This is a genomic window from Anabaena sp. FACHB-83 (assembly GCF_014697485.1).
GTDB lineage: Bacteria > Cyanobacteriota > Cyanobacteriia > Cyanobacteriales > Nostocaceae > Nostoc_B.
On the sequence record NZ_JACJRY010000013.1, the window covers coordinates 140,142 to 166,364 of the forward strand.

The window sequence follows — 26,223 nt, forward strand, 5'->3', positions numbered from 1 at the left end:
ATGGTGAATTCCAAACAAACTGAGAACCACTACGAAACTCTCAAAATTAATCCTAATGCCAGCCAAGCGGAGATAAAACAAGCTTATCGCCGCTTGGTAAAATTATTTCATCCTGATAGCAATCAAAAAACAGCCGATAAAGATGAAATTATCCGCATCAACGCTGCTTATGAAGTCTTAGGTGATAGCCAAAGTCGCCTTGACTATGACCAAAAATTGCAAGATGAATCTCAAAATCGCCAACAACGGGCAGCATCAGCGCAAAAACATTACCAAGCCAATCGAAAATCAGGTAAAAATGTTGATGAACAAATTGAAGAATGGCTACGTTTAATTTATCAACCAGTTAACAGCGTTCTTGGTGAAATACTGGATTCCCTAGAAGAGCAAATTGAGCAATTAGCCGCCGATCCTTTTGATGATCAATTATTAGAATCATTTCAAGAATATTTAGATATTTGTCGAGACGAGATTAAACAAGCTCAATTTATTTTTCGTTCACTGCCTAATCCCCCTAGTTTAGCGAGAACGGCGGCACATCTCTACTACAGCATTAATCAAGTAGCCGATGGTATAGAAGAATTTGCATACTTTCCACTTAGCTATGACGATCGCTATCTGCACACAGGTCAAGAAATGTTTCGCATAGCGACCAGATTATACTACGAAGCCCAAGATTCAGTGCATAAATAAACTTAAATTGATAGCTAAAGGAGAACAGGATGAATAATGCGATCGCTACTAATACAACTTTAGCTGAAACATTACCACCCCAAAATATAACTATACTGCACGGCATTCAATGGGACACCTATCAAAAACAGTAATTACTACTGTATTCAAAATGATGGAATCTTTACCGATTGAGATACAAGACCGCATTGCAGAACATCTGCGAGAGTACATTGATGAATTGCAAGATGAAATTAGATGGAATATTGCTTTTAAAGGAACTCAATCAAAATTGATTGCTGCGGCTAAACAAGCTAAACAAGAAATTGCTGAGGGAAAAGCAACTTTAATGGATTATGACCAGTTATGATGTCAGTGGTATGGAGAGATACCCGCACTAGCAAGATATTATTCCTCTCACCACAGACAAAGAAATTAGTTTATGCTGGAAAAAGTGAAAGATTAAGAAAATTTAAATTTTTCTCCCAGTGTACTCATGCAATGTATCGTAAATCGCCGCGCTCAATTTTCGGCTAGTCATCGCTATTGGCTACCCGAACTGAGTGATGCTGAGAATTTTGAGAAATTTGGTGCTGGCTCAAAATTTCCTGGACATGGACACAACTATGTCTTATTTATTTCCCTGGCTGGGGAATTAGATAAGTATGGCATGGTGCTGAATTTGTCTGATGTCAAACAAGTCATTAAACGCGAAGTTACCAGCCAACTGGATTTTTCTTATCTCAATGATGTCTGGGCAGAATTTCAAGAAACTCTCCCCACCACTGAAAATATTGCACGGGTTATCTGGCGGCGGTTAGCACCCCACTTGCCTGTAGTCCGCGTACAGTTATTTGAACATCCTGAACTTTGGGCAGATTATATGGGAAACTCAATGGAAGCTTACCTCAGTATCAGTACTCACTTCAGTGCCGCACACCGTTTGGCACATCCTGATCTCAGCTTAGAAGATAATACTGAGATTTATGGTAAATGCGCTCGGACAAATGGCCACGGACACAACTATCATTTAGAAGTGACGGTGAAAGGCGAAATTGATCAGCGCACTGGAATGATTGTTGATTTGGGTGCATTGCAGAAAGCGATCGCAGATTATGTGGTAGAACCATTTGATCACACCTTTTTGAACAAAGATGTACCTTATTTTGCTGAGGTTGTGCCGACTGCGGAAAATATCGCTCTATATATTAGTAGTTTACTGCGATCGCCCATCCAAGAACTAGGAGCCAAGCTTTACAAAGTCAAACTCATCGAAAGCCCCAATAACTCCTGCGAAATCTACTGCACAGATACAGAATCAGATACTGTCGGTGCAGTAGATAGCCAACCTGTTTTAGCTAGGTTGTAGTTGTTCTAGAGGCGCGAATTTCCGCGTCTCTAATTTTTCATCACCAGAAATCCCAGCAAAAAATGACTATCCAAGAAAAGTCACACGGAGATGATAAAATTACTCCTTAGCTATTTAGTTAAGAATGAGTAATAATCAAATGCCCTCGATGCTTCATCCCTTGCAAATTGGTAAACATATCGCCCGTTATCCCATTATGCAAGCGGCAATGGCAGTGAGGGTTGCTGGCGCACAATTGGCTGGCGCAGTTGCGAATGCTGGGGGCGTGGGGATGATTGCTTCCCTGGGGCTGGGCTTAGATTCTCCCTACTTTAATCAACGCAAACCAAGTAGTTTTTTTAGTGCCAATCGACTCGCACTTATTGATGAATTGTCTAAAGCCAGATGTATCAGCCCTGATGGGGTGATAGGCGTGAATATTCTTGTCGGTACGAAAGATTACGCCGAATTAGCCACAACCGCCGCAGCCGAGGGTGCAAATTTAATTGTGACTGGGGCAGGAATGCCTTTAACTTTACCAGAATACACGGCTGATTTTCCTGATGTTGCCTTAGTACCGACGATCGCTAATTTTGATACAGCCCAGTTTCTTTGTCAAACTTGGAAAAATCGATATAATCGCCTACCCGATGCCTTAATTGTGGAAAACTGCCAGAAGGTCGGCGGACATTTTACCCAATGCGAACAGATAAATGTGCCGGGGTTTTCTGTTGGCTGGGTGGTTTCGCAAATTCGGGATTATTTAGCCGAGACGACGGGTGTGAGGATACCTTTGATTGTGACAGGTGGGATTAGCGATCGCCACGATATTGATCAAATGTTAGCAATTGGCGCTGATGGCGTGCAGATGGGTACTCGCTTTATCACCACAATTGAATGTGATGCCAATCAGCGTTATAAAGAACGTCATTTACAAGCGAATTTAGCAGATATTGTTACTGTACCCAGTCCTGTCGGCAAACCGAGTCGGGCTTTACGCAATGCCTTCGCCGAGGAAATAATAGTAGATTCATCACAGAAAAGGTCTTGTATTGCCAACTGTTTAGAAACTTGTCTGTTTCGAGACAAAGGCAAAACCTACTGCTTACTCAATGCCCTAGCGCAAGCTGCCCGTGGTGATGTGGAACATGGTTTAATTTTTTCTGGTGCTAATGTTAGCCATCCAGGGCGTATGATGTCTGTTGCAGAATTGATGGCAGATTTGACGGCTTAACACCAAAAGTATGGGTAACTTATTGCTAAATCTGCGTTGTGGCTAATGCTACGCTTTAATTAACTTGAGTTCGACAAACATCACCAAAAAGACGAAAAATGATTCATCGAACTCATATTTAATTACAATTAAGTTTTAAAGTAATTGCTGAAACTGGAAATTTTTAACATTAATTTATGAACATAAATGACATTCTCAAATCCTATGTTGCTGGTAAAAGAAACTTCCAAAAACTGAATTTGCAAGAAGCAGAATTAACTAATGCCAACCTTACAGGTGTAGACTTTAGCTATGCTGATTTGCGCCAAACCAGACTGGGTAAAACTAATCTGAGCCAAGCTTGTTTACGAGAAGCAGATTTAAGTGAATCTATTCTTTGGGGTATAGATTTAAGTGACGCAGATTTATATCGTGCTGTTTTGCGAGAAGCTGATTTAACGGGTGCAAAATTAGTTAATACTCGGTTAGAAGAAACTAACTTAATTAAGTCAAGTTTGTGTGGGGCTAATTTGCATAAAGCAAACTTATCGCGTTCGCTGCTATTTCAAGTTGATTTGCGTCCTAGTTCTAACCAGCGCACAGATTTAGGATATGCACTGTTGACTGGAGCAGATTTGAGTTACGCTGACCTGAGAGCGGCTTCTTTACATCACGCTAACTTAGATCAAGCCAAGTTGTGTAGAGCTAATCTGAGTAAAACAATACAGTGGGGTAACTTAGCGGCCGATTTAAGTGGGGCTAGTTTACAAGGTGCAGACTTGAGTTATGCCAATTTAGAAAGTGCAGTTCTGCGAAAAGCCAACCTCCAAGGTGCAGATTTAACGGGGGCTATTCTCACCAATGCTGATTTTCAAGGAGCAATTATGCCTGATGGTAGGATTCATGATTGAATAGGAGCGATCGGGTAGTAGTCCATAGTTAAGAAGTGTTGTTAAGACCACAAAAGAGCTTGAGATTCTGCAAAAACATACATTTACGGGTAAAGAAAAGTTTGGCGTATGTAATTGCCATCATGAATATAATTTTGCATGGCATTGATGCGCCAGCCGTCATAAACGCAGTACAAACCATCAGGTTCAGTGCCGCCGAAACCTCTAGGTTGAGCGAAGCCGAAACCCAATTAACCATCAAATACATAAGATTTGACTTATGCTGATTCAGAAAATTGTCCAAGAACTGCAAAACATCCCCGAAGATAAACTCGCAGAAATTTATGATCTGATTCACTACTTTCGCTTAGGTTTAAATCGGGAAACTGCCCAACCTCTGACGGTAAGCGAACTTGAACCGCGTACCCCAGGATTACTAACAGGAAAACTCAGCGATGCTTTTTTTGAACCCTTACCGGAAGAAGAACTTCAGCAATGGGAAGAAACTACCTAATTGACACACATATCCTATTATGGTGGCTCTTTGATGACCCAAAACTCGATACTGAATGCCGAGACATCATTCGCAACCCCGATCATCGCATTTTCGTGAGTAGTGTTTCTGCTTGGGAAATTGCCACTAAATACCGCATTGGGAAACTACCTGAAGCAAAACAACTCGTTGAGCAATATTCACAGATATTAAATCGGGCAAGATTTATCGAATTTGGAATCACCTCAGCCCATGCACTCAGAGCCGGAAGTCTACCAATTGCCCATCGAGATCCCTTTGATCGTATGAGCATGGCTCAAGCGGAACTCGAAAGTTTGCCCGTCATCACTTACGATACAGCATTTCAAACGGGACTGATTCAGGTAATTCCCGACCACAAGTAAAGACTATGAATGAAGCCGAAACCTCTAGGTTGAGCCCAAAGTTTACTCAGTTCATAGTCATGGGAATACTGCTTGGGTAATATAGAATGTCTTGAAGCAAGACTAACGCACGGTTTCTCGCAAAGCCTCAGCATCAATGGGCTGGATGAGATAAAGCAAGAGTAAGTTCCAAACAATAGCCGTGATTAAAGGTAGTTTACGTATCAGCTTGATAAATTTAGGCTGAGAACTACGTTCAATTTCGGCAATTTGTAAGTTATGAGCCGCGCAGCGTTGTAAGCGCGGGAAAAATTGGGGATGTTCGGTATTTAACATTACAGGAAAAGCTCGTCCGGCGGTTTCATTGGTGTTGTAAACTACTTGACGGTCAAATTCTGTTGCATCTAGTCCTAAAGTTTTGTAAAAACCAGTCCGTTCATGAACTGTCATTGTGTGGGTAGCAAATACCGACAGCAAGAAAAAGCGACTCCACAGTTTAGCTTTCCAGTTGTTCCAGAGTTGCGGTTGAGAACGTAACAGCGCCTTAAATATGTCTCCGTGGCGGTTTTCGTCCTGACACCAGCTTTCAAAGTAGCGGAAGATGGGGTAAAACTGGTTTTCCGGGTGCTGTTGTAGATGTCTGTAAATAATGATGTAACGCCAATAGCCGATTTTTTCTGAGAGGTAGACGGTGTAGAGTACCCATTCTATCGGGAAAAACGTATAGGTGCGGGTTTTCGTCACCATTGCTAAATCTAGGGAGAGTTTAAAATCCCCCATTGCTTTGTTGAGAAAGCCGGCGTGGCGGGCTTCATCTCGCGCCATGAGTTGAAACATCTCTGCTAGTAAGGGACTGCGATGTTTCAGCTTGCGCGACAACTCCTTGAACAGCAAAAAGCCAGAAAATTCAGAAATGCAAGAGCGTTCTAAATAATCAATAAACGCTTGTCTCGCTTCACCTTCTATGTGTTCCCAAGACTGTTCAAATGCTTCATCCCGAACAAAGTGGTGGCGGTTATAGTCGGCTCGCATCTCGGCTAACATCGCTTGTAATTCTGTATCTTGAGTAGACAAATCTAAGTTGGCTGCTTTTTCAAAATCTGTTGTATAAAAGCGGGGAGTGAGTACAGTTTCTTGGCTGGGGGTTTTAATTCCTGGCTTGGGTAGAGTATTAACCATAAGTAATGCGGTAATCAAGTAAATAATTTCATAACTATCAAGTTATGATAAGTGGGATTCTTTGGCTAGACCTCTTTACAATCCTTCAGTAAAGTCGGAAATAACCAGACGCTAGATACTGTAGTTGACTAGAGAAAAGTCTTTGAGGGCAGGGGTTGGGATGGTTTATTAAGTTTTGAAACTTATCGGTTGCAAATTCAATTCATAACTATAGAGTTATTAAGTGGTGATAATTTCACCGACCTGAAATTATAGAGGTTTTACCATGCGCCGTCATTTCGATAAGTCTCTGCAAGAATATCCACATCACACAACCTTCCTCCCATCACCGAATCACAGCATACCCAAGGATTCACGGCAGCGAGTGTTACAATTCATGCAAAACATCCAGGATGAGATTTGCACAGGGTTAGAGCAAATTGACGGAGAAGCAAGTTTTCAAGAAGATTATTGGGAGCGAGAAGAAGGTGGGGAAGGACGTACCCGCGTGATTAGAGAAGGGCGGGTGTTTGAACAGGGGGGTGTGAATTTTTCCGCAGTCTGGGGAAAAAGCTTACCAGCTTCAATTTTGACTCAACGTCCAGAAGCAGCAGGACATGAGTTTTTTGTCACAGGAACGTCAATGGTGTTGCATCCTCGCAATCCCTTTGTGCCAACAGTACATCTTAACTATCGCTACTTTGAAGCTGGGCCGATTTGGTGGTTTGGTGGCGGTGCAGATTTAACGCCATATTATGCCTTTACTGAAGATGCGGTTCACTTTCATCAGACGTTGAAAAATGCCTGTGATTCTCACCATCCAGAGTATTACCCAACTTTTAAGCGGTGGTGCGATGAATACTTTTATTTGCATCATCGTCAAGAACAGCGCGGTATTGGCGGGATTTTCTTTGATTATCAAGATGCAAGCGGGAAGCTTTACGTCGGTTCCCAAACAGATACTCCAGCCGCCATTTATAGCGAGAAAGTGGGAAATGTCGATCGCAATTGGGAAGATATCTTTGCGTTTGTTAAGTCTTGCGGTAAAGCTTTTTTACCTGCTTACTTGCCCATTGTAGAACGGCGACAAGAAATAGAGTATGGCGATCGCCAGCGTCATTTTCAACTGTACCGTCGGGGTCGTTACGTCGAGTTTAATTTAGTTTACGACCGAGGCACAGTATTTGGCTTACAAACCAAGGGCAGAACCGAATCTATCCTGATGTCATTACCACCTTTAGCACGCTGGGAATATTGCTATCAAGCAGAAGCCGGAACCCCAGAAGCAGAACTGACAGAAGTTTTTCTTCAGCCTAGAGATTGGGTGTAAGAAAGGCAAAAGGCAAAAGTAAAAAGTAAAACTTTTACTTTTTGAATTTTGAATTGGGATGAGGAGTGTTTGTGAAATTTAATTCCATGAGAACTTGGTCAGATAATCCCCAATCATTACGTCTTGATTGGCTAACTGTCGCATTTTTTGCGATAATTCATGCTCTGGCATTGTTAGCACCGTGGTTTTTTTCTTGGTCAGCGTTGGGTGTAATGGTGTTGCTGCATTGGCTATTTGGCAGTATTGGAGTTTGCTTGGGCTATCACAGAATGTTGAGCCATCGTAGCTTGCGTGTGCCTAAGTGGTTGGAATATGCGATCGCAATTTTGGGGGCGCTATCTTTGCAAGGCGGGCCAATATTTTGGGTAGCCGGACATCGTTTACACCATGCTCACACAGAAGATGAATACAAAGATCCCTACTCAGCCCGCAGAGGTTTTTGGTGGAGTCATATTTTATGGATTTTCTACCCCAACAAAGAGTTTTTTGATTATGACTGTTACCGAAGATATGCACCGGATTTAGCGCGAGATGGTTTTTACCGTTGGCTAAATCGCTACTTTTTAATATTACAAATTCCTGTCGCCTTGCTGTTATATGCCTTCGGTGGTTGGTCATTTGTCATCTATGGTGTGTTTTTGAGATGTGTAATTTTGTGGCATACAACTTGGTTTATCAACTCAGTCACGCATTTATGGGGATATCGCACATTTGAGTGTAATGATAATTCGCGTAATCTCTGGTGGGCGGCGATTCTCACCTATGGCGAAGGATGGCACAACAATCACCATGCTTATCCTCATGTAGCGAGGTGTGGTTGGCGCTGGTGGGAAATTGATATGACTTGGTGGACAATTAAATTGTTGAAAAACCTGCGTTTGGCACAAGATGTCAACTTACCACCGAAGTAGATTCTATTCTTGCACCAAGCCCCGACAAATGGAATTCGCACGCCAGTAGTATGAAACCTTATCCCGCCTGGAACTAAAGTTCCATGCTCATAGCCAAAGTCCACTCAAGTGGACTAATGAATTTTTAGTTGAGTCCTCTTCAGAGGACTTGTGCTGTGAGACTCGGAATTAATTCCGAGGCGGGATAGATGCACTCAACTCAGATTTGTGTATACACCACAGCCTTTTCAAGAGCAGGGTTAGGGTGGTGTAAAAAATATTTGATACATCAGTTATGACGTTTAAAACATCTTCTTATAAATACAACTGTAGGGGTGAACAGCCGTTCACCCCTACAATTTTTTTTCTTGATTTTCAAGATAGTTACTACGCCAAAATTGGTTTTGAGTCTTAACTGAACCTTATAAAGCCAAAATGGGTAACATTCTCAAAAACTGAGTATCCTTTTTTCTCACTCAGCACTTAAAACTCAGCACTTGCTCAAGAAGATAGATATTGCCCCATTTCTGGTTGTTGACGACGCAGAACATTCATGGCTTGCTGCTGAATTTGACGAACACGTTCGCGGCTGACATTGAGCTTTTCGCCAATTTGTGCCAAACTCCGTTCTTGGTTATCTAGCAGTCCAAAACGCAAAATTAATACTTCACGTTGTACAGGTTTCAGTGATGATAACCAGTTATCCAAGTCTTGACGCAGCATTTCTTGGGTAATTTGGTCGTTGGGAGAGATACCATTATCACTTAAAAGTTCACTGAGTTCTGTGTCTTGGTTATCACCAACTTTTAAATCTAAAGAAATTGTCGAACTAGCAGCACTGAGATATTCTCGAATTTGGCTGGGTTCGATGTCCAATTTTTGACCAATTTCTGCCACGGAAGGACGACGACCGAGAGTTTGAAACAGTTCTCGCTGGACTTTTTTGATTTGATTGAGTTTTTCGTTAACGTGAATTGGTAGCCTAACAGTACGGGATTTTTCTGCGATCGCTCTGGTGATAGCTTGGCTAATCCACCAGTAAGCGTAGGTTGACAATTTATAACCACGATTGGGGTCGAATTTTTCTATCCCTCGTTGCAAACCAATTGCACCTTCTTGAATTAAATCCAATAACTCTAGGTTGCGACGCTGATATTTTTTGGCGATGGAAACCACCAGTCGGAGGTTTGCTGTCACCATTTTTTGCTTTGCGCGTTGACCAATATGGCGGATTTGAGTGATTTCAGATTCGCTTTTGTTGACAAAATTAGCTAATTCTGCTAACGTAGGTTCCCTATCTAATTGTTCACTCAGCTTTTGTTTCTGCTCCTCAATGGCAATCATTTGCTGTACTTGCCTGCCATAAGTGATTTCTTGGTCTGAGGTGAGTAGAGGAAACTGGCCAATCTCTCGTAAATAAATGCGTACCATGTCAGGACTTAGGCTGGACATACAACTTTCAAACTGTGCTTATTTGATAATTTCAGACGAATCTAAAAGTATAAATCAAATAGACTCAGAAAAAATGCCAATTCGCACAAGCCATTTTGTGCTGCGATCGCGCCTGTAGTAGTTCATCAACCGAATATTGCGTGTAGATCCAGCAGGGGTGCAGGGGGAATTGGGGAAAGCAAAATTCTCTGGGCAGGCTACTAGATGAGGGGTTTTAACGATAGACTGGGGAAAATTCTGGAGAAAACCTTCATGGCAAAGTCAAACGGGGCTAAAGGCGAAACCACAACTCAAGATGTAGTTACCAATACCGAGGATACAGACACGGTACAAGATGCACCCGCACCAGCCGAAAGTAGCCAAGATATTGATGAAATTCTCAACTCGCTGAAAGCTTTACTTAGCAGTGTGGAAAAACTGCAAAAGGTACGTCAAGAAGTTGGCGACATCAAGCCTTTAGTCCAACGAATGCTAGATGGTGAATTATTGGCTGGTGAAGAACTAGAATTACTCAAAACAGGGGTAAGTGGTTTAGTACGTTTAGTCCGGGCTTATGGTGATCATCAAACTGCACTAGCAAAGGCCCAACCCGCAAGAAACCTGTTAGACGAAATCCTGAAATAAGGCTAGAGGCTAGAGGCTGGAAAAATGTACTTTATCCAGATGAAATATGCTGTTACGCAAAATTAAATTCATGGAGAGAGGTGACAGGAAAAGAATGTGTGTAATTAATTTAGTTTAATTACTTAGCTAAAGTTTTTTGCGATCGCCATTATGACTAGTCCACCAGAAACAGCTCGTCTGGAAAATGCCATTAATGCTGCTTGTACAGTCGCCAAACAACAAGGGCTGAAATTTGCTGAAGCTGTGGTGCTGCAAGACAGAAGTAATTTAGTCATTCATTTACGCCCTGCGCCTGTAGTTGCACGCATCGCCACTACAACAGGTACAGTGCGGTTTGGTGATACGTGGTTTGCTAAAGAAATTGCCGTAGCCAGCTATTTAGCCGCCGCAGGCGCACCTGTGGTTAGTCCCAGCAACCTCATTCACCCAGGGACTCATCAGCACAATGGGTTAGTTCTGAGTTTTTGGGAATTTGTCGAAGAAATAGATAAATTACCAGATGCGACTGTTGTGGGAAAAACTTTGCGAGAATGCCATGAAGCTTTAGTCAACTTTGCAGGTGATTTGACAGTTTTAGATCCGTTAACTGAGAGTGAAAATCTGCTGTCTAATCTCATATCTCAAAACGCATTCAGCCTCAAAGATAGCGAAATGTTGCAAGCGGTTAATTATCACCTCAAAAGTCAATTTCAGCAGCTTCAGTTACCAATGCAACCTCTTCATGGCGACTCCAATTTTTCTAATGTCCTGAACACAACAGGCGGCGTATTGTGGACAGATTGGGAAGATACTTTTATTGGGCATATTGCTTGGGATATTGCTTGTTTAATTGCTTCTAGCTATGTTTTCGACACTGAGATAGAACGTGCAACGGCAGCTTTAAATGGTTATGGACTAGCCATAGATCAAGAAATATTAGATTTGTTTATCGAAGCGCGGACTTTTCAAGGTGTGTTGTGGAATTTTATTATCGGACAACAACATCCAGAGAGTCTACAACGGTTAGAAGTTCGGTTACGTTGGTTGCGCGATCGCTTCTCTACCATTGCTTAATTTATACCAGGACTTACGCATCAAAATTTTCTGTGGGGATTGGGTGTGAGGGTGAAAGGGTATGGGGTTAAAGGGTTTTGAATACTTACACCCTCATACCCCTGCACCCTGTTCTAAAACCTTATTTTTTCGTTTTTTTGCGTAAGTCCTATATACAGTTTTTTCGGAATATTTTGCTATTGATTGCAAAATATAGCATTCCTAAATCATTCGTGAACCAAAAGATCCCTGACTTCTTCAAGAAGTCGGGGATCTGAGCATTTCGATTTTCACAAATCAAATACGATAGCCTCTAACCCCTAACCTCTAGCTTCTACTGAATCACTCTACCGCAAGGATAAGTTGCAACACCTTGGGCTGCATCTCCAACCACAGCCGCAGGTACTTTGTCAGATGGTTGGTTTTTAGCTGCGAGGTAATCTTTTTGCAGTGTGGCTAACATTGTTTCCCGTTGATCGTACAACCGTTTTAACGGCCGAGGTGAACATTGACTTAATGTATATGCTGTCACTAACGGTAAAGCAATCGTGCTATCGGTATAACAAACAATTGTGCTGGGTAACTCTTCTGGGTCAATTTTACCCCAGCTAACCGCCTCCGATGGAGTCGCCCCAGATAAACCACCAGTATCAGGACGCGCATCAGTAAACTGGACAAAGAAATCATGTCCGCGTTCTTCTAACCCTAGTACTTCATGAATTTGCGGTTGAGTTTGCAGTAAGAAGTTTTTGGGACTACCACCACCCAGAATCACCGCCGCACTTTTACCATCTGTTTCTCTCGCATTGTAGGCGATCGCAGCTGTCTCATTCACATCAATGGCGGGATCTAAAATTAATTGCGAACCTTCTAACGCCAAAGCTGCTACGTTCATCCCAATGGAACTATCTCCAGGGGAAGAAGTGTAAATTGGTACGCCACACTCGTAAGCCGTCGCCAGCAAACAAGAATGCTGTACACCCAATTGCTTTTCCACTTCCCGGACATACTTACCTAAAAGATAATGAAACTCTGCTGTTCCCATCCGCTTTTGGAAAGGTTCGGCTTGCAAAATCTTGCGAATAAAAGCATCAGTTTCTAACAATACATCGTAGCCAAATACAATGTCATAAATGCGGATTGTACCTTCTTCCCGCAGTTTGACATCATCCACAAATGGATTACCTGCAAATAGCTCAAAACCTAAGCCATAGTGCATATCATGGTATAAATTCGCCCCAGTGCTAATCATCCAGTCAATGAAACCGTTACGAATTAGGGGTGATAATGCAGAAACCCCAAATCCGGCTGGTGTCATCGCACCAGAAAGACTGACTCCCACCGTCACCCCATCTTGAAATACATCTTTACTCAGCAGTTGACAAACCTCCCGCAAACGTGCTGAGTTATATGCTGTGAAGTAATTATTGATTAAATCAACTACCCCAATATTAGATGGTATGGGTGTAGGTGCGATTTTTTGACCACGCTGTTTTGACATTTTGCACTCCCGAACAGTAAACGCGCCGAATCTAATGTTATAGCAACAACCAAGTCAGTGCGGAAATTACACGACTTTTCACTCTGTAACCTGTCACCTATCACCTGTCACCTGTTTTCAGCAAATTCTGGCATCGTCTGAGTGTACAAATCGAATGCACTTTGCCCAAAACAGACGAAAATCACTTGTTCGAGGGAGTTTGACTGTGAGAAAAACTTTTTGACTGTTGCGATCGCAATTTTACAAGCAGGTTCCATCGGGAATCCATAAACACCTGTACTAATAGCCGGAAACGCAATAGTTTTAACTTGGTATTGTGCTGCTAAAGCTAAACTATTAAACCCCTCAGACTGGAAGCCTGGGGCTATACAAACAAAGCCTGCATACGCAGGCTAGTTATATGCTTCTTCATATCGATTTGGTATTAATAACAATCACCCAAATTCTTAAGAAAGTGGAGAATATAGCAATCGTATTTGACTTGTGAAAATCGAGATGCTCAGATCCCCGACTTCTTGAAGAAGTCGGGGATCTTTTGGTTCACGAATGATTTAGGACTGCTCTATAACTCTCGTCAAAGTTACTACAAAACTTTATATTAAAAATGCTTTAATAAAACTATTGAATTATTGATAATAGCCCTAAAATTAGACTTCTATGACTAATAATTGTAGTAAATTTTAAAGCGTTATTGTCAAATAAATTATAAGCTTACTGTCATTTTAGATAAAATCTCTGCGCCTTATTCTATCAGTAAAGTCTTGTATAGCAATCGTAAATCATTTATCAACATCTCTCTCCCTTGTCCCCTTGTCTCCCTTGTCTCCCTTATCCGCCAAGTAGTTACTTTGATAAAATGCTGATGAGTAAAGATACACCAGAAGAATTAGAATCAGATAAAGAAATCGAACGCTTAATTGATGAAGTAATGTCCTCATCCATAAATAATGATTTTAAGCTGACTGATGAGCAGTATCGCCAAAAAATGCAGCGCCGGAAAGAAATCCAAGATCGGCGGATAGCACAAGCTGTCCCAGAGAAGGGGTTAATTATTGTCCATACTGGTAACGGTAAAGGCAAAACCACTGCGGCGTTAGGAATGGTGATGCGATCGCTCGGTCATGGCTATAAAGTGGCGATCGTCCAATTCATCAAAGGCGCGTGGGAACCCTCAGAAAAACGGGTGTTCAGTGATTGGGAAGACCAAATTGAGTTTCACGCAATGGGTGAAGGTTTTACCTGGGAAACTCAAGACCGCGATCGCGACCTCGAAAAAGCGCAAGCAGCTTGGGAAAAATCTTTAGAATATATCCGCAACCCAGACTTTCATCTGGTGCTGTTGGATGAAATTAATATTGCTTTAAAAATGGCTTATTTACAAATAGAAGAAGTTTTAGCAGGTTTAGCAGAGAAACCGCCTCATAAACACGTAATTCTCACAGGGAGAGGCGCACCCGCAGCATTAATTGAACGTGCAGACTTAGTAACAGAAATGACATTAGTTAAACATCCCTTCCGTGACCAAGGCGTAAAAGCTCAACCCGGAATCGAATTTTAATTAGATGTGAAACCTGAAGTCTGAAATGTTTACGACATCAGAGATTTCAGACTTCATACTTTTATATTGCATTTTGACACATCTGTAGAATGCGGCGATCGCCAGAACTAATAGATTGAATAGGATGATAATCTTGTAATGCTACAGAGTAAGCATAATTATTGAATTCATCATCAGAAACCGATGGAATTGTACTAGTTGTAGCCACATCTGATGTACTGACATCATCTGGAGAGCCATTTACAGTCATTGCTAACTCACCAGATTTATCAATTGTGCCTTGAAAACAACTAAACTCAGAACTAGGCATATATAAAGCACCAACTACTTTACCTTGCCGTTTCTGAAAAACGATATAACCTTGACCGATTTGGTTTGGTGTTGGTGATTGTCCATAAAGATATACCCCATCTGTTGTGGGAATATTTCCTCTAGTCATTACTCCTGCTTCTTTGCCAGCTTTTTGATAGTGTCTTGGGGATATATCTCTAGATTCAGACTCTATAGTTTCACGCTCAAAAGCTACTGTTTGCTGTTGACTACGCTGTTCCCGAATTTCTCTCAACCGCGACAACAAAGAATTATCAGAACTAACATAGTGATGATTTGTTAATCTAGAAAAATCACCATTCAAAGAGGCGGAACTTGTTACATTTTGTAACTGTTTGCTGAATACAGGTTTAGTCTGCTCACTAACAACACCAACGGTTAAAACTAAGCCAACAATAGAAATTGTTAACTGCCGAGGGGATAAGAATTTAGAAATATTGTTAAGCACCCGACCACTCCTGTTACGAAATTAACTGTCTCCTCTACGACTCACTTAAACCATAACCAATTGTCTATCGTTCAAGGTTCCGTCGATGGTTTGATTTAAATGTCTCAAAATAAAAACTCGTCAAAAAAAGAAGCTTTTTAGAATATTTGACGATAATTTCACATTATCATTACTTAAATAAATGACTCTTCACCCAACAGAATCACCCAATCGGGTGATGTAAATCTGAAATGCAATCTTTCGATGATTTTTGAGAGCTTCTCCTTTACAAATATTGATATTTTGCTCGCCGATTGATTTAACTATAATTAGCTACAACAGCCAAGCTCTGCATTCCGCAAACGATAAAAATTTGATGGGTCGGGTGAAAAGTAGAGGTTAGGGTAGGGGCTAGAGGTTAGAGGCTAAGGATAATTATTTAGAGCATATTTCATCTGAATGAGGTACATTTTTCTAGCCTCCAGTCTCTAGCCTCTCTCACCTTAAAATGTGTACTGCACACAACTGAGAAACGGTTTATTATGATATCTGCTGACAACACTGCTGAACTGTTGACAACTCCACCTTTAGAAAATGGCGATAGGCTCACCCGTGCTGAATTTGAGCGTCGCTACCATGCTATGCCGCATCTCAAAAAAGCAGAATTAATCGAAGGAGTTGTTTACGTGGCATCCCCTGTACGCGCAAAAACACACGGCAAACCCCATAGCCGTATTATGACTTGGTTAGGCACTTACGAAGCTGCTACTCCAGGAGTGGAAACGCTGGATAACACAACTGTTTTATTAGATGCGGATAATGAACCTCAACCAGATGCGTTACTGAGAATCGAACAAGGTGGACAGTCACGCATTACCGAAGATGATTATGTGGAAGGTGCGCCAGAATTAATTGTGGAGATTGCTGCTTCTAGTGCTTCTTATGATTTGCATGAAAAACTGAAAGTCTATCGCCGCAATCAAGTACAAGAATATTTAGTTTGGCGAGTTTACGATCGCCAACTTGATTGGTTTAGATTAAATGAAGGTGAGTATATTCAACTTGCACCAAATTCTTATGATGTAATTTGTTCTCACGTCTTTCCTGGTTTATGGTTAGCAAAGTCAGCATTATTATCAGGAGATTTAGCTCAAGTATTAGCCACTTTACAGCAAGGTTTATCGACTCCTGAACATCAGAGTTTTGTAGATAAATTATCTAGTGAGCATCAAAACTAAAATTTTGAGTATTACGTGTAAACTTAATGCTCAATTTAACCAACGCCAAAACCTGTATACTGCCTCACCAATGGTTCATGAAATGCTAATACAATATCTTCTTTCGGCACTCCTAAATTAACTAATTCATTAGCAATGCCAATCTCAGTACCGTCATGCTGTATCCAAATTTTGTCATTCTTGATATCAATATGTAACACACAGCCATGCTGCCGTCGTCTATTTTTCCACCCAACATACATCAATTGATAGTGGTTGCGAACGGTATCAAAAATTAATTGCTGTTCGATTTCATCTTTGGCTGAATCTAGATTGGCATATTCTGTTATGGCTTGTTGAACATATTTCTGATATTGCTCTAGCTTTTCCATTCTACAATTACCTCCTGAATTGGATCATAAATTATTAATTTAAGTTGATAACGTTGAATAACCGTTTTGATAAACTGTAACTGAAAAAAAGCTTGATAAACTCCTAATGGTACAGCCAAATATAAAATTCTATCTGGCTCTTTTTGTTCTAACGCAAGATGATAATTAAGGAATTGACCAATCGCTAAATGAAAATCATACATATTTGATGCGCCGATAAAACTTTTAATTTCAACTGCTATTTTTTCTCCTGCTCTTTCAGCAGCTAAAACTTGTTCTGCCCCCAAGTCAATATACATTTCAACATCACCGACTTCAATTTTGAGAGGGTCATTCGTAATTATCCATTCTTCTTTTTCTAACCCTTTCTTAACCGCGTCATGAAAAATGTCTTTAGCAGCCATTAACTTAAAATATAGTGATTTTATCCAAATAATAATACAAATATCGCACTCTATTTTGACACAAAAAATCGCCCCCTGAATTCAGGAGGCGCATCACCGTTATTTAATTATTAACTAGCAACGTATTCTTTGACGTTGGCGCGACGGCGGCGCAGATGAGCTAAGGCTTGATGTTCGAGTTGACGAACACGTTCGCGGCTAAGATTTAAGCGTTCACCAACTTTCGCCAAGGATAGTTCATTTCCATCCTCTAAACCAAAGCGTAGGGCAACAACTTCCCGTTGTTGGGGTGTGAGTTCAGCTAACAAGGTGTTGAGGTCTTGGCGCAAAAATTCTTGGGTGGTGTAATATTCTGGGGATGGCCCATCATCTTCCAACATTTCTTGCAGTTCAGTGTCTTGGTTATCACCGACACGCACATCTAAAGAAACTGGTTGACGTGCCATATTCAGATATTCCCGAATTTGGGCTGGTTCTAATTCCAGTTCTTTGGCGATTTCGGCGGGTGTAGGAGAACGCCCCAAGGTTTGGGCTAGTTCGCGCTGCACTTTTTTGATTTTGTTCAGTTTTTCGGTAATGTGAATCGGTAAGCGAATGGTGCGCCCTTGTTGAGCGATCGCACGGGTAATTGCTTGGCGAATCCACCAGTAAGCGTAGGTTGAGAATTTATATCCCCGCATCGGGTCAAATTTCTCTACTCCTCTTTCTAACCCAAGTGTTCCTTCTTGGATTAAATCGAGAAATTCCATGTTACGCTTTTGGTATTTCTTGGCGATCGCGACAACTAAGCGCAAGTTCGCCTCAATCATTTTTTGCTTGGCGCGTTTACCTTGAGCTACCGTTTGTTTGACTTCGGTTTCTGATTGTTTAACATGGTTCGCCCATTCTGGTAAACTCGGTTCGCGGTGCAATTTCTTCGCCAAAGCTTCTTTTGCTTCGACTAGTGTCATCATTTGTTGCACCTGCTTCCCAAAGACAATTTCTTGCTCACGGGTTAGCAGTGGTACACGACCAATTTCCCGCAGATAGGTTCGCACCATATCAGCCGTGAATTTGGTGTTCAGGTTTTCAGTTTGGGTGTTAACAGTAGGCATTGGTGCGTTGTCCTCTACTCCGTAAACACAATGAATCTTTAATAACTAGAAAAATTAATTAGGAAAGGCTATCTATAAAAACCGAAATCAGGTGGTTTCTAGGGATGGCTGATTTAGAAATTTGTTCCCTCTGCTCCTCTACTTGCTGCTCCCTCGTTCTGGCTTCCATAACTGATGAACGGCTATATAAGAATAATTCAGTTCACATACTTGAGATTCCAGAAGATGAGTGTTTGAGATAGGTTCCCCCTACCCTCCCTAAATTGTTAGGTCTTTTTAAAAGCACATTGGGTTGTTTTCAAGAATTCTTCTTTATCTTCAGTTGCGCTCGGCTACTGGTAAATCCGAAGTCGGTATGAGTTTTACTTGCTTTTATCTTAGGACAAATCAGGCGGATAGTAAAGTAGTCTACAGAAGGAGAAAACTATAATCCAAAAGTAGTTAATTACAAAAAAAATTTAAACTTCCTTAGAGTGCTTACTATACCTATAGTGACGGCAAAATCCCCTCTCATGTTGCCTATCGTTAGGGAGAAAACCGAACTCTCTGGGCATATTTTTGGAGGGATGTTACGAATTGGTCAATGTCATTAGTCATTGGTCATTGGTTCACAATCATCTTGAACAAAGGACGAAAGACAAAGGACAATTTAAAATCCCAAATCAGCTTTAGCTAGTTCTGCTGCGGCGAATACTTCTGCGTCTGGCTTTTCTTCCCAAGCCGGATCGCCGATTTCGGCATAGAAAGTAGCATCGTAAGGACGAGTACGCACAACTACTGGCATGGGAACGGCATGACCTAAAATCAAGGCTTGTTGTTTTGAGTCTAATTTCGCCAGTACCGATCGCAGTCCACCTGCGCCAGATACACCCGTAAAAATGGCATCGATGTCTTTTTCGTCGTTGAGTAAGGCTGTGATTCGAGTACCAATCTGGGACATAACTTCATTATCTATCCCTGACGGTCGTTGATCAACTACTAGCAACGTTACGAAATATTTTCGCAGTTCCCGCGCGATCGTGCCGAAGATGGTACTTTGGACGATGGCCGGGTCAAGAAAACGATGCGCTTCTTCAATGGTAATCATCAAAGGTGTGGGGCGATCGTTGGGGTTTTTGCTTTGCAAGAATTTATCAGCTTTGCGGACATAATGCTCATGTATCCGTCTGGTGATCATATTTGTCACCAACATATAAGAGAGCATGTTTGACTGGGAACCAAATTCTACCACGACATTCTTGCCAGCCTCTAAAGATTGTAAGATTTTATTAATGTAGTTGTGGGGGCAAACTGCCCGCATATACTTCAACCCGTCTAGGCGCAAGAGTTTGCGTTGCAAGGCCATAATTGAGCCTTTGTGTCCCCGCTTTTCTTCGCAGAACATTTCGATTTCTTCGTTCGTCATGTTCAGCAGTTGCACAATCCAAGCTTTGTTGAATTCGCTGTAGAGAATATTGGCATTGTCTAACGCGGCTTCTGACAGTCCTAAATCACGACTACATAATTTAATATCTTCAACTTCGATTTGTTCATAACTAAGATATAGTTCCTGAGAATCGCGCACACCCCGCCGCTTAGTTGATTCAGGATCAAGGGTGTAAACTTCCACTTTCCCCGGAAATAATTGCTTTAACCCTTTAACAGTATTGACATTTTTACCTTCGGCGACGGCTTCCCAACCGTATTCTGAGTGCATATCAAAAATCAAGTTTACCGCCGCGTTTTTGCGAATCACCCCAGCCAACAGCAAGCGGGTGAGAAAGGATTTACCTGTACCGGACTTACCAAAAACGCCGTTACTGCGTTCAACAAACCGATTTAAATCAATGCACACAGGTACATCCATATCTAATGGTTTACCAATGGCAAAATTCTTTCTTTGGATGTCATCTTCCCAACCAAAGACGCGGCGAAAATCTTCTTCACTCGCGTCGAAAACTTGGCTAAAGTGACTGGGAATAGTTTTGACTGGAAGTAATTCCATCGTTGTACTAGTTTGGGGTTGAAATGAAGCCAAACCCGTAGTTGATGGGACAAAAGGATTTGCAGATTTGCCGTTAGTGGAAGAAAAAGACTCATTAGATTCGGGGGTAAACATCAACATCGGCGCTAAGGCGATGGTTCCATAAGTACCGCTTCCGGCTAAGACATCTCGTAAAAAAGTATCTTCCCAACTGGGCGGATTAGCAATAATCCGGGCGTTAGCTGTGCCGAGGGATACATCTGTCAGCATACAGAAAAACCGCGATCGCATCCCTTGGACAACTAAAAACTTACCCACCCGCATATCTTCTACAGAAATATCCGGGTGTAGTCTTACTTCTAATCCACCAGTTAGTGAGCCTTGGATTACCGAACCTAATGGTTTTACCAATTTGTCATTTGTCATTGGTTAATGGTCATTGGTCATTGGTCATTTGTCATTTTCTCCCCACTCCCGACTCCCGACTCCCTAATTAATCAATTTGAATCGAAGTTGGTGCTGAACCTGCGGGAGAAGCACCGATTAATGGCTTACGAAATTGAGCATACAGGCGATCGCGCCATTCAAAGAATAATTGATAATCGGGGTTATTTGCTATGGTTGGCACGCCTTGACCTCTTAAACTAGCTGGTAAATCTAGATAAGCGCCTTCGGGAAACTTCAATAATATTGATAACCCAGCCACGGCTAAGTCAGCTAAAGTTGGTTCATCTCCTGTGAGATAAGGACTATCTGTCAATAATAAAGTTAGTGCTTCTAGGTCTTGTTTTAAATCAGCGATCGCCCCTTTCACTACATCTGGGCTATATCCTACACCCAAACCCAAGACAGTCAAAATATCGCTGGGTACGCCTTCAACTAAACTACGGAATATATCTGGTGTGGATGTGGGTAATAAGGATTTGCGAAAATTTTGATCCTGACTAATCGCAGCAAAAAGAGCTTTTCTACCTTTAATCCCGATTGATTCATCTGCCCATTCTTCAATTAATAAGGTTAAAGCTTTTTGCTTGGGATTTTGTGGTATGAGTGGGCGTTCTGGATATTTTGCATCTACATACTTCGCTATTTCTGTAGAATCAACAATATATCGATTACCATCCTTTAATACTGGCACTTGCCTTTGACCAGTGAGGCGAAATAATTCTATCTGTCCAATACCGGGTGTGACTTCAATTTTCCGGTATTCTAAACCTTTGTAATCGAGAATTAACCGCACTTTTTCTGAGTATTGTGACAGTTCCCATTGGTATAATTCCAGCATATTATATCCCTGATTACTGAGTGAGAAAATAACTCTCTAATTTTATCTTCACTTCTCGAAAATTTGGCAAGTTAAAATAAAATCTATCCCGGAAATATGGCTATAAGTGGTAATTTTGGCTAATAGATTTTGAGGTAATTTTAAATTGTCTTGGTCAATATTTTTCGGAGCGAGCTATTTTGCTAAATTAGATAAGTTATTCTGTATCAGTTCCCCGACTGCTTATAGAAATGAAATATCTATAATTGTTCCTAAATGATTTGCAAATTTGCCACTTTTGCTATTAATATATTTATTTGCTCACAGTTTAATAGTACAAAAAATAAAATTTATCTTAAAAATCTTCCTTTTCAAGTTAGATTTTTTGGGTGGCAAAGTGATATAAGTCTTTATGTAAACTGTGTGAAATCAAAACAAACAAAATTTATGAAGGGGAATTACAGCAAGTTATTGACGAATATAGCAAGTATGGCAGGATTAGCAGGGATGAGTTTCCTTGTTACTTTACCATCACAAGCTAAAGAAGTGCTAAACCCCAGCCCCAGCATTTTTAGCGAAGCTCCTTACAATCGCAGTCAACGGATACAGGCAAATGCTAGTTATACACCAGTTCAGCCTGCGATCGCTACAGATAAAAACAACACTCGTCCCAAAACTGTAGTTGCTCAAACACCTACAAACAGAGGGCTAAATCCCCGTCCTAGCATTTTTGATGAGCCTCCTTATAACCGTGGTAGTCGGACTGAAGCAGCCCCCGTCACACCACCAGCAGAAACACCTGCAACAGAAACACCAGCGCCATCTTCCACCAATGAAACCAGCGATTCTAATAAAACAGTTGTAGCATTAGCGGAATCGAGCAGTTCTTTTAAAACCCTGACCGCAGCTTTAAAAGCGGCTGGATTGATAGATACTCTGCAAGGTGCAGGGCCTTTCACCATTTTTGCTCCTACTGATGAAGCCTTTGCCAAATTGCCCAAGGAGGCTTTAAACGACTTGTTGAAGCCGGAAAATAAAGAAGTGCTGGTGAAAATCTTGACTTACCATGTTGTAGCGGGCAAGGTATTGTCTTCTGATTTAAAATCTGGTCAAGTTACCAGTCTGCAAGGAGATCCCATTGCAGTGAAAGTTGATGCCGATGGGGTAGTAGTCAATGATGGCAAAGTTACTCAGCCAGATATTCAAGGCAGCAACGGTGTAATTCATGTCATCGACACTGTGATTTTACCACCTAGCTTGTAGTTTCCAGGGCGTTAAGACTGGGTGTAAGGGTATAAGGGTGTGGGGTGTAGAAAGTACACTTTTCCACCTCACACCTTATACATTGTTTTCTGTCCATTCTGGCGCGATCGCGGGTTAAAAGCTTTGTGGTATCTAAGTTTGATTATTTACAATGTCCTAAACAACTTGGCTACTGCTATAACTTAGGTCAAAAATTAGAGAAAATCTAAAAAACAGTAGAGGCTGATTAACAGTAATAATAAAGCGGTGAAGCGAGAAACTTGGGCTTCTGGTGAGGGTGCGATCGCTTCTCGGACTAACATAGATATAGCTGCTCCAATGGCATAACTCAGGCATAGGAGCATATAAGGTAATTCTTGGGTAAACCCCCAAATACCGAGCAGTAATAACGTCAGCACTAGCATGACAAACTCGATAAATCGGGCTGGTTCGTATTGACTAGACAAAAATACACTGTTGAAGCAAAAGCGCCAAAATCTCATACTCAATCAAGCAAATAAATTTCAGGGCGCGGTGCTACACGCCCCTACTGTTTATTTTCGGGGAAAACTAGCGCACACCCGTTTTAATTTGTCCTGTGCCGTTTTTCTTTGCAGAATCTTCTTCTGGCAACTCTACGCCAAAAACGCGAGCAAAAACTTTTTCGACTTTGTAGCCAGAATCAATCGATTCTAGAGGATCTTTCCGCAACCTGTGACGCAGACACAAAGTAATCACGCGGCGGATATCATCAAGGGTTACTTCTGTACGTCCTTCAAAGGCGGTTAATGCTTTGGCTGCACGGTTGGTAACAATATCACCCCGCAAACCATCCACATCTAACTCTGAACAAACTTCCGAAATTTTCACCCGCAAATCATAGTCAATTTTGACTTCTGGTAACAGCGTTTGAGCATTGACTACTTTTTGTTGCAGTGCTTCTTGCTCAGTTTTGTGCTGTGCCAAAAATGCTGGCGGGTTTTGGTCAAATTCCGAGCGTTGTTCGACAATTTGCACCCGCAAGGCTGGTTCTTTCACCGTGTGAATTTCGGCGTGCATTCCAAAACGGTCGAGTAACTGGGGACGTAATTCGCCTTCTTCCGGGTTTCCCGAACCGACAAGCACAAACCGCGCTGGGTGACGGATGGAAATACCTTCCCGTTCTACGGTGTTCCAGCCACTAGCCGCCGAGTCGAGTAACACGTCTACGAGGTGGTCATCAAGCAAGTTGACCTCATCCACGTAGAGAATACCGCGATTCGCTTTTGCCAATAGTCCTGGTTCAAAAGCTTTCACACCCTCAGACAAAGCTTTCTCGATGTCGATAGTACCGCATACCCGGTCTTCTGTAGCGCCTAAAGGCAGGTCAATCATTTGTACCTTTCTATGGTCTACAGGAACTTCCCCACCCTGTGCTACTGTTTGGCGGACTTCATCGCTCATCAAGTCGGGGTCGCTGGGGTGACTATTGAAGGGGTCATTAGCAACTACAGGGATTTCTGGCAACAAATCCGCTAATGCCCGGATAGTAGTTGTCTTGCCGGTACCGCGATCGCCCATAATCATGACACCACCGATTTTGGGATCAATCACGTTCAACAGCAGCGCCAGTTTCATTTCTTCCTGGCCCACAATTGCCGTAAATGGAAATACCACGCGACGCGCACTTGCCGTGGATTGAGCAGTTGGAGTCACTAAATTACCTTAATAACTTTTTTTATTACAGTTCTTTATTGTGCCACAGTTGGGGGCGGGGGGAATAGCCTGGATTTCTCTCTTGTGAGAAATCCAGGGGTGTGGGAGGGGTGGGAAGTGTGGGAGGGGTGGGAGGTGTGGGAGGATGGTGAAGAAATCTTTCCCCTCTCTCCCCACACTCCCCTCTCTCTCCACACCCGCTACCCATACGTGAGAAATTCGGGAATAGGGAATCGGGAGTGATAGACAATCCTTGTACGTAAGTCTTCTTAAGTAAATATCGGTATTTTTTCAACTACGTAATAATATTTAAATTATTCTCAAAGCGCGAAGTCAATGATTTTGTCAGTTGGGGTTTGTACTGATAGTTTTATTATCGGAAATTACTGTGATCACAACAAAATGTGACTTAAATCACAGTTTTTGTGTAACTAAAATCACAAGCATCTACGGTGTGATATCAATCAATCTGAACGCGAAATATTCCACACTAGATATATTAAGTTGCTGATGATGCCCTAATTACAATGATTCGCGCACTCGTGGAATCTGCTTTTCAAACTGGATATCTTAGTGTTGAATCGGAGGGTCTGCTCCATCAAGTCCTAGCGACTAAATGCTATCAGTCTGAAGACTTGTTAGTGTTGGCAGACCTATATGATGCGGTTCAAGCAGGTAAAATCAAGCGAGAAGGTTCTTCAGCGCGACTGATAGAATTTCTTACCCAGTACAAATCCAATTAAAACGAGGGGTTTGAGGAATAATGTAGGTAAGCAAAACCCTTACACCTCTCTACCCAGACACCCTAACACCCCATTTCATAGTATGGAATTTCCCCGGTAACAACCTAAAAATTTAAAACTCATTAAGATGTTGTTGTTGAAAACCATGAAGGCAAGCAAAATAATGAGTTAAGATCAAATACACAGGGGTAAAAGTACAGCAGATTCCCCAGACTTCCTAGTAATGCCCATGACTACAAGTAGGCAACTTAAACAACCGCAATCACCGCTTGTTTTGGAGTATTTATTATTACATAATGATAGGAAAGACTCACCAGCAGCTATTAAACTGGTTAGGACAAATCCCGGATTGTGTGACTTCTCTGAAGTAGACATTCTCTCTTACAACCCTGAAGGAGATTGTGTTTAACGGGTGCAGTAGCTACTGGTTTATGACCTAAAATTTACCTAGATGGTCATTAAAGGCACTACATTCTTAACCGTGACACTCACTTTTTCTAGGGATGTAAACTCTTGGGGTAACACCCAAATTTTTTCAGGTTTAACGTACGTTGTTTAAAAAGGCAGAAGCAGTACATGCTACACCGCAAGATTTATCAACTGTGTTGCGATGGGCGGGAGGTATGTGTTTTCTTGCGGGACCAGCAACGCTGGATCGAACGAGCCCGCATCATCGACATAGAGGGAGATTTGGTGACGCTACGCTATGAAACGGATGAGGAAGACGAAGTTTGTTCTTGGGAAGAAATGGTTCGCCTCGAAAGTATTGGCGCTGTCACTCAAAAGTTAGCTTCCGTACCAAGGGGTAATGTCGAACCTCTCTTAACTGAAGATTGTCCTGAAGCTGAACGCATCCGTAATCGTTTTACCGACTCCAACCCTGATTAACCAAAAGCACAGTCCTAAGT

The 26,223-nt window shown here is 41.8% G+C and carries 30 protein-coding genes; 18 read left to right on the plus strand and 12 right to left on the minus strand.

Annotation, left to right across the window (positions count from 1 at the left end; all coding sequences use genetic code 11):
- From H6G79_RS17400 to H6G79_RS17435, 8 genes are all read left to right on the plus strand, one after another.
- Positions 1–693, plus strand: coding sequence for a J domain-containing protein (locus H6G79_RS17400; protein ID WP_190590289.1), 693 nt, complete (start codon positions 1–3; stop codon positions 691–693).
- 151 nt (positions 694–844) lie between these two features.
- Positions 845–1,042, plus strand: coding sequence for a hypothetical protein (locus H6G79_RS17405; protein WP_242048421.1), 198 nt, complete (start codon positions 845–847; stop codon positions 1,040–1,042).
- Positions 1,043–1,168: 126 nt separating this feature from the next.
- Entirely contained in the window at positions 1,169–2,041 is an 873-nt protein-coding gene (locus H6G79_RS17410; protein ID WP_190590287.1) for a 6-carboxytetrahydropterin synthase, read from the plus strand.
- 124 nt (positions 2,042–2,165) lie between these two features.
- Complete coding sequence (locus H6G79_RS17415) at positions 2,166–3,254, plus strand: nitronate monooxygenase family protein (protein WP_242048422.1); 1,089 nt, start codon at positions 2,166–2,168, stop codon at positions 3,252–3,254.
- Positions 3,255–3,430: 176 nt separating this feature from the next.
- The gene (hetL, locus tag H6G79_RS17420; RefSeq protein ID WP_190590286.1) at positions 3,431–4,144 is read left to right on the plus strand and encodes a heterocyst differentiation pentapeptide repeat protein HetL; all 714 of its coding nucleotides are present in this window, start codon (positions 3,431–3,433) and stop codon (positions 4,142–4,144) included.
- A gap of 122 nt (positions 4,145–4,266) precedes the next feature.
- Entirely contained in the window at positions 4,267–4,410 is a 144-nt protein-coding gene (locus H6G79_RS17425) for a hypothetical protein (protein WP_190590285.1), read from the plus strand.
- On the plus strand, positions 4,404–4,637 hold the full coding sequence (locus tag H6G79_RS17430) for a hypothetical protein (RefSeq protein WP_190590284.1): 234 nt from the start codon (positions 4,404–4,406) through the stop codon (positions 4,635–4,637). Before H6G79_RS17425 ends, H6G79_RS17430 begins: the two co-directional genes overlap by 7 nt.
- Entirely contained in the window at positions 4,619–5,020 is a 402-nt protein-coding gene (locus tag H6G79_RS17435; protein ID WP_190590283.1) for a type II toxin-antitoxin system VapC family toxin, read from the plus strand. The genes H6G79_RS17430 and H6G79_RS17435 overlap by 19 nt, the downstream gene beginning before the upstream one ends.
- Before the next feature lie 102 nt (positions 5,021–5,122).
- Here H6G79_RS17435 and acsF read toward each other — a convergent pair whose 3' ends face one another.
- Positions 5,123–6,178, minus strand: coding sequence for a magnesium-protoporphyrin IX monomethyl ester (oxidative) cyclase (gene acsF, locus H6G79_RS17440; RefSeq protein WP_190590282.1), 1,056 nt, complete (start codon positions 6,176–6,178; stop codon positions 5,123–5,125).
- 265 nt (positions 6,179–6,443) lie between these two features.
- Between acsF and hemF the strand changes: the two genes are divergently transcribed.
- Positions 6,444–7,487: an oxygen-dependent coproporphyrinogen oxidase gene (gene hemF, locus H6G79_RS17445; RefSeq protein ID WP_190590281.1), complete on the plus strand. Its 1,044-nt coding sequence runs from the start codon at positions 6,444–6,446 to the stop codon at positions 7,485–7,487.
- A gap of 86 nt (positions 7,488–7,573) precedes the next feature.
- Positions 7,574–8,398 carry a fatty acid desaturase gene (locus tag H6G79_RS17450; protein WP_190590410.1) on the plus strand — a complete coding sequence of 275 codons (825 nt, stop codon included), beginning with the start codon at positions 7,574–7,576 and terminating at the stop codon, positions 8,396–8,398.
- Positions 8,399–8,878: 480 nt separating this feature from the next.
- Here the strand turns inward: H6G79_RS17450 and H6G79_RS17455 are convergent, their stop codons facing one another.
- Complete coding sequence (locus H6G79_RS17455) at positions 8,879–9,829, minus strand: RpoD/SigA family RNA polymerase sigma factor (protein ID WP_190590280.1); 951 nt, start codon at positions 9,827–9,829, stop codon at positions 8,879–8,881.
- A gap of 252 nt (positions 9,830–10,081) precedes the next feature.
- On the opposite strand from H6G79_RS17455, the gene H6G79_RS17460 reads away from it, so the two are divergent.
- Together H6G79_RS17460 and H6G79_RS17465 are read left to right on the plus strand one after the other, a co-directional pair.
- Positions 10,082–10,453 carry a hypothetical protein gene (locus H6G79_RS17460; protein ID WP_190590279.1) on the plus strand — a complete coding sequence of 124 codons (372 nt, stop codon included), beginning with the start codon at positions 10,082–10,084 and terminating at the stop codon, positions 10,451–10,453.
- A 150-nt stretch (positions 10,454–10,603) separates the two neighbouring features.
- Positions 10,604–11,506, plus strand: a complete 903-nt coding sequence (locus H6G79_RS17465; RefSeq protein ID WP_190590278.1) for an aminoglycoside phosphotransferase family protein — start codon at positions 10,604–10,606, stop codon at positions 11,504–11,506.
- Positions 11,507–11,819: 313 nt separating this feature from the next.
- On the opposite strand, the gene speY is transcribed toward H6G79_RS17465, so the two are convergent.
- The gene (speY, locus tag H6G79_RS17470) at positions 11,820–12,986 is read right to left on the minus strand and encodes a homospermidine biosynthesis protein (protein WP_190590277.1); all 1,167 of its coding nucleotides are present in this window, start codon (positions 12,984–12,986) and stop codon (positions 11,820–11,822) included.
- Positions 12,987–13,093: 107 nt separating this feature from the next.
- On the minus strand, positions 13,094–13,354 hold the full coding sequence (locus H6G79_RS37360; protein ID WP_190590409.1) for a macro domain-containing protein: 261 nt from the start codon (positions 13,352–13,354) through the stop codon (positions 13,094–13,096).
- A 494-nt stretch (positions 13,355–13,848) separates the two neighbouring features.
- Between H6G79_RS37360 and cobO the strand changes: the two genes are divergently transcribed.
- Positions 13,849–14,544, plus strand: a complete 696-nt coding sequence (cobO, locus tag H6G79_RS17480; RefSeq protein ID WP_190590276.1) for a cob(I)yrinic acid a,c-diamide adenosyltransferase — start codon at positions 13,849–13,851, stop codon at positions 14,542–14,544.
- 61 nt (positions 14,545–14,605) lie between these two features.
- Here cobO and H6G79_RS17485 read toward each other — a convergent pair whose 3' ends face one another.
- The gene (locus H6G79_RS17485) at positions 14,606–15,322 is read right to left on the minus strand and encodes a hypothetical protein (RefSeq protein ID WP_190590275.1); all 717 of its coding nucleotides are present in this window, start codon (positions 15,320–15,322) and stop codon (positions 14,606–14,608) included.
- 521 nt (positions 15,323–15,843) lie between these two features.
- On the opposite strand from H6G79_RS17485, the gene H6G79_RS17490 reads away from it, so the two are divergent.
- Complete coding sequence (locus tag H6G79_RS17490; RefSeq protein ID WP_190590274.1) at positions 15,844–16,539, plus strand: Uma2 family endonuclease; 696 nt, start codon at positions 15,844–15,846, stop codon at positions 16,537–16,539.
- 35 nt (positions 16,540–16,574) lie between these two features.
- Here the strand turns inward: H6G79_RS17490 and H6G79_RS17495 are convergent, their stop codons facing one another.
- The 5 genes from H6G79_RS17495 to H6G79_RS17515 all read right to left on the minus strand — a co-directional run bounded on the left by H6G79_RS17495 (position 16,575) and on the right by H6G79_RS17515 (position 21,656).
- Positions 16,575–16,910, minus strand: a complete 336-nt coding sequence (locus H6G79_RS17495) for a XisI protein (RefSeq protein WP_190590273.1) — start codon at positions 16,908–16,910, stop codon at positions 16,575–16,577.
- Entirely contained in the window at positions 16,898–17,314 is a 417-nt protein-coding gene (locus H6G79_RS17500; RefSeq protein WP_190590272.1) for a XisH family protein, read from the minus strand. The genes H6G79_RS17495 and H6G79_RS17500 overlap by 13 nt, the downstream gene beginning before the upstream one ends.
- Before the next feature lie 110 nt (positions 17,315–17,424).
- Positions 17,425–18,408 (minus strand): RNA polymerase sigma factor, RpoD/SigA family, encoded by a 984-nt coding sequence (locus H6G79_RS17505; RefSeq protein ID WP_190590271.1) that lies wholly within the window; start codon positions 18,406–18,408, stop codon positions 17,425–17,427.
- A gap of 649 nt (positions 18,409–19,057) precedes the next feature.
- Positions 19,058–20,797, minus strand: coding sequence for an ATP-binding protein (locus H6G79_RS17510; RefSeq protein WP_190590270.1), 1,740 nt, complete (start codon positions 20,795–20,797; stop codon positions 19,058–19,060).
- A gap of 67 nt (positions 20,798–20,864) precedes the next feature.
- A complete protein-coding gene (locus H6G79_RS17515; RefSeq protein WP_190590269.1) occupies positions 20,865–21,656 on the minus strand; it encodes a glutathione S-transferase family protein in 792 nt (263 codons plus the stop codon).
- A gap of 426 nt (positions 21,657–22,082) precedes the next feature.
- On the opposite strand from H6G79_RS17515, the gene H6G79_RS17520 reads away from it, so the two are divergent.
- The gene (locus H6G79_RS17520; RefSeq protein ID WP_190590268.1) at positions 22,083–22,898 is read left to right on the plus strand and encodes a fasciclin domain-containing protein; all 816 of its coding nucleotides are present in this window, start codon (positions 22,083–22,085) and stop codon (positions 22,896–22,898) included.
- A gap of 194 nt (positions 22,899–23,092) precedes the next feature.
- Here H6G79_RS17520 and H6G79_RS17525 read toward each other — a convergent pair whose 3' ends face one another.
- On the minus strand, positions 23,093–23,344 hold the full coding sequence (locus tag H6G79_RS17525; RefSeq protein ID WP_313933925.1) for a hypothetical protein: 252 nt from the start codon (positions 23,342–23,344) through the stop codon (positions 23,093–23,095).
- Positions 23,345–23,447: 103 nt separating this feature from the next.
- Positions 23,448–24,572: a magnesium chelatase ATPase subunit I gene (gene bchI, locus H6G79_RS17530; RefSeq protein ID WP_190590266.1), complete on the minus strand. Its 1,125-nt coding sequence runs from the start codon at positions 24,570–24,572 to the stop codon at positions 23,448–23,450.
- A 527-nt stretch (positions 24,573–25,099) separates the two neighbouring features.
- Between bchI and H6G79_RS17535 the strand changes: the two genes are divergently transcribed.
- From H6G79_RS17535 to H6G79_RS17545, 3 genes are all read left to right on the plus strand, one after another.
- Positions 25,100–25,315: a hypothetical protein gene (locus tag H6G79_RS17535; RefSeq protein WP_190590265.1), complete on the plus strand. Its 216-nt coding sequence runs from the start codon at positions 25,100–25,102 to the stop codon at positions 25,313–25,315.
- Positions 25,316–25,538: 223 nt separating this feature from the next.
- Positions 25,539–25,724 (plus strand): hypothetical protein, encoded by a 186-nt coding sequence (locus H6G79_RS17540; RefSeq protein ID WP_190590264.1) that lies wholly within the window; start codon positions 25,539–25,541, stop codon positions 25,722–25,724.
- A 167-nt stretch (positions 25,725–25,891) separates the two neighbouring features.
- Positions 25,892–26,203 carry a DUF6679 family protein gene (locus H6G79_RS17545; protein ID WP_190590263.1) on the plus strand — a complete coding sequence of 104 codons (312 nt, stop codon included), beginning with the start codon at positions 25,892–25,894 and terminating at the stop codon, positions 26,201–26,203.
- The last annotated feature ends 20 nt before the right edge of the window (positions 26,204–26,223 follow it).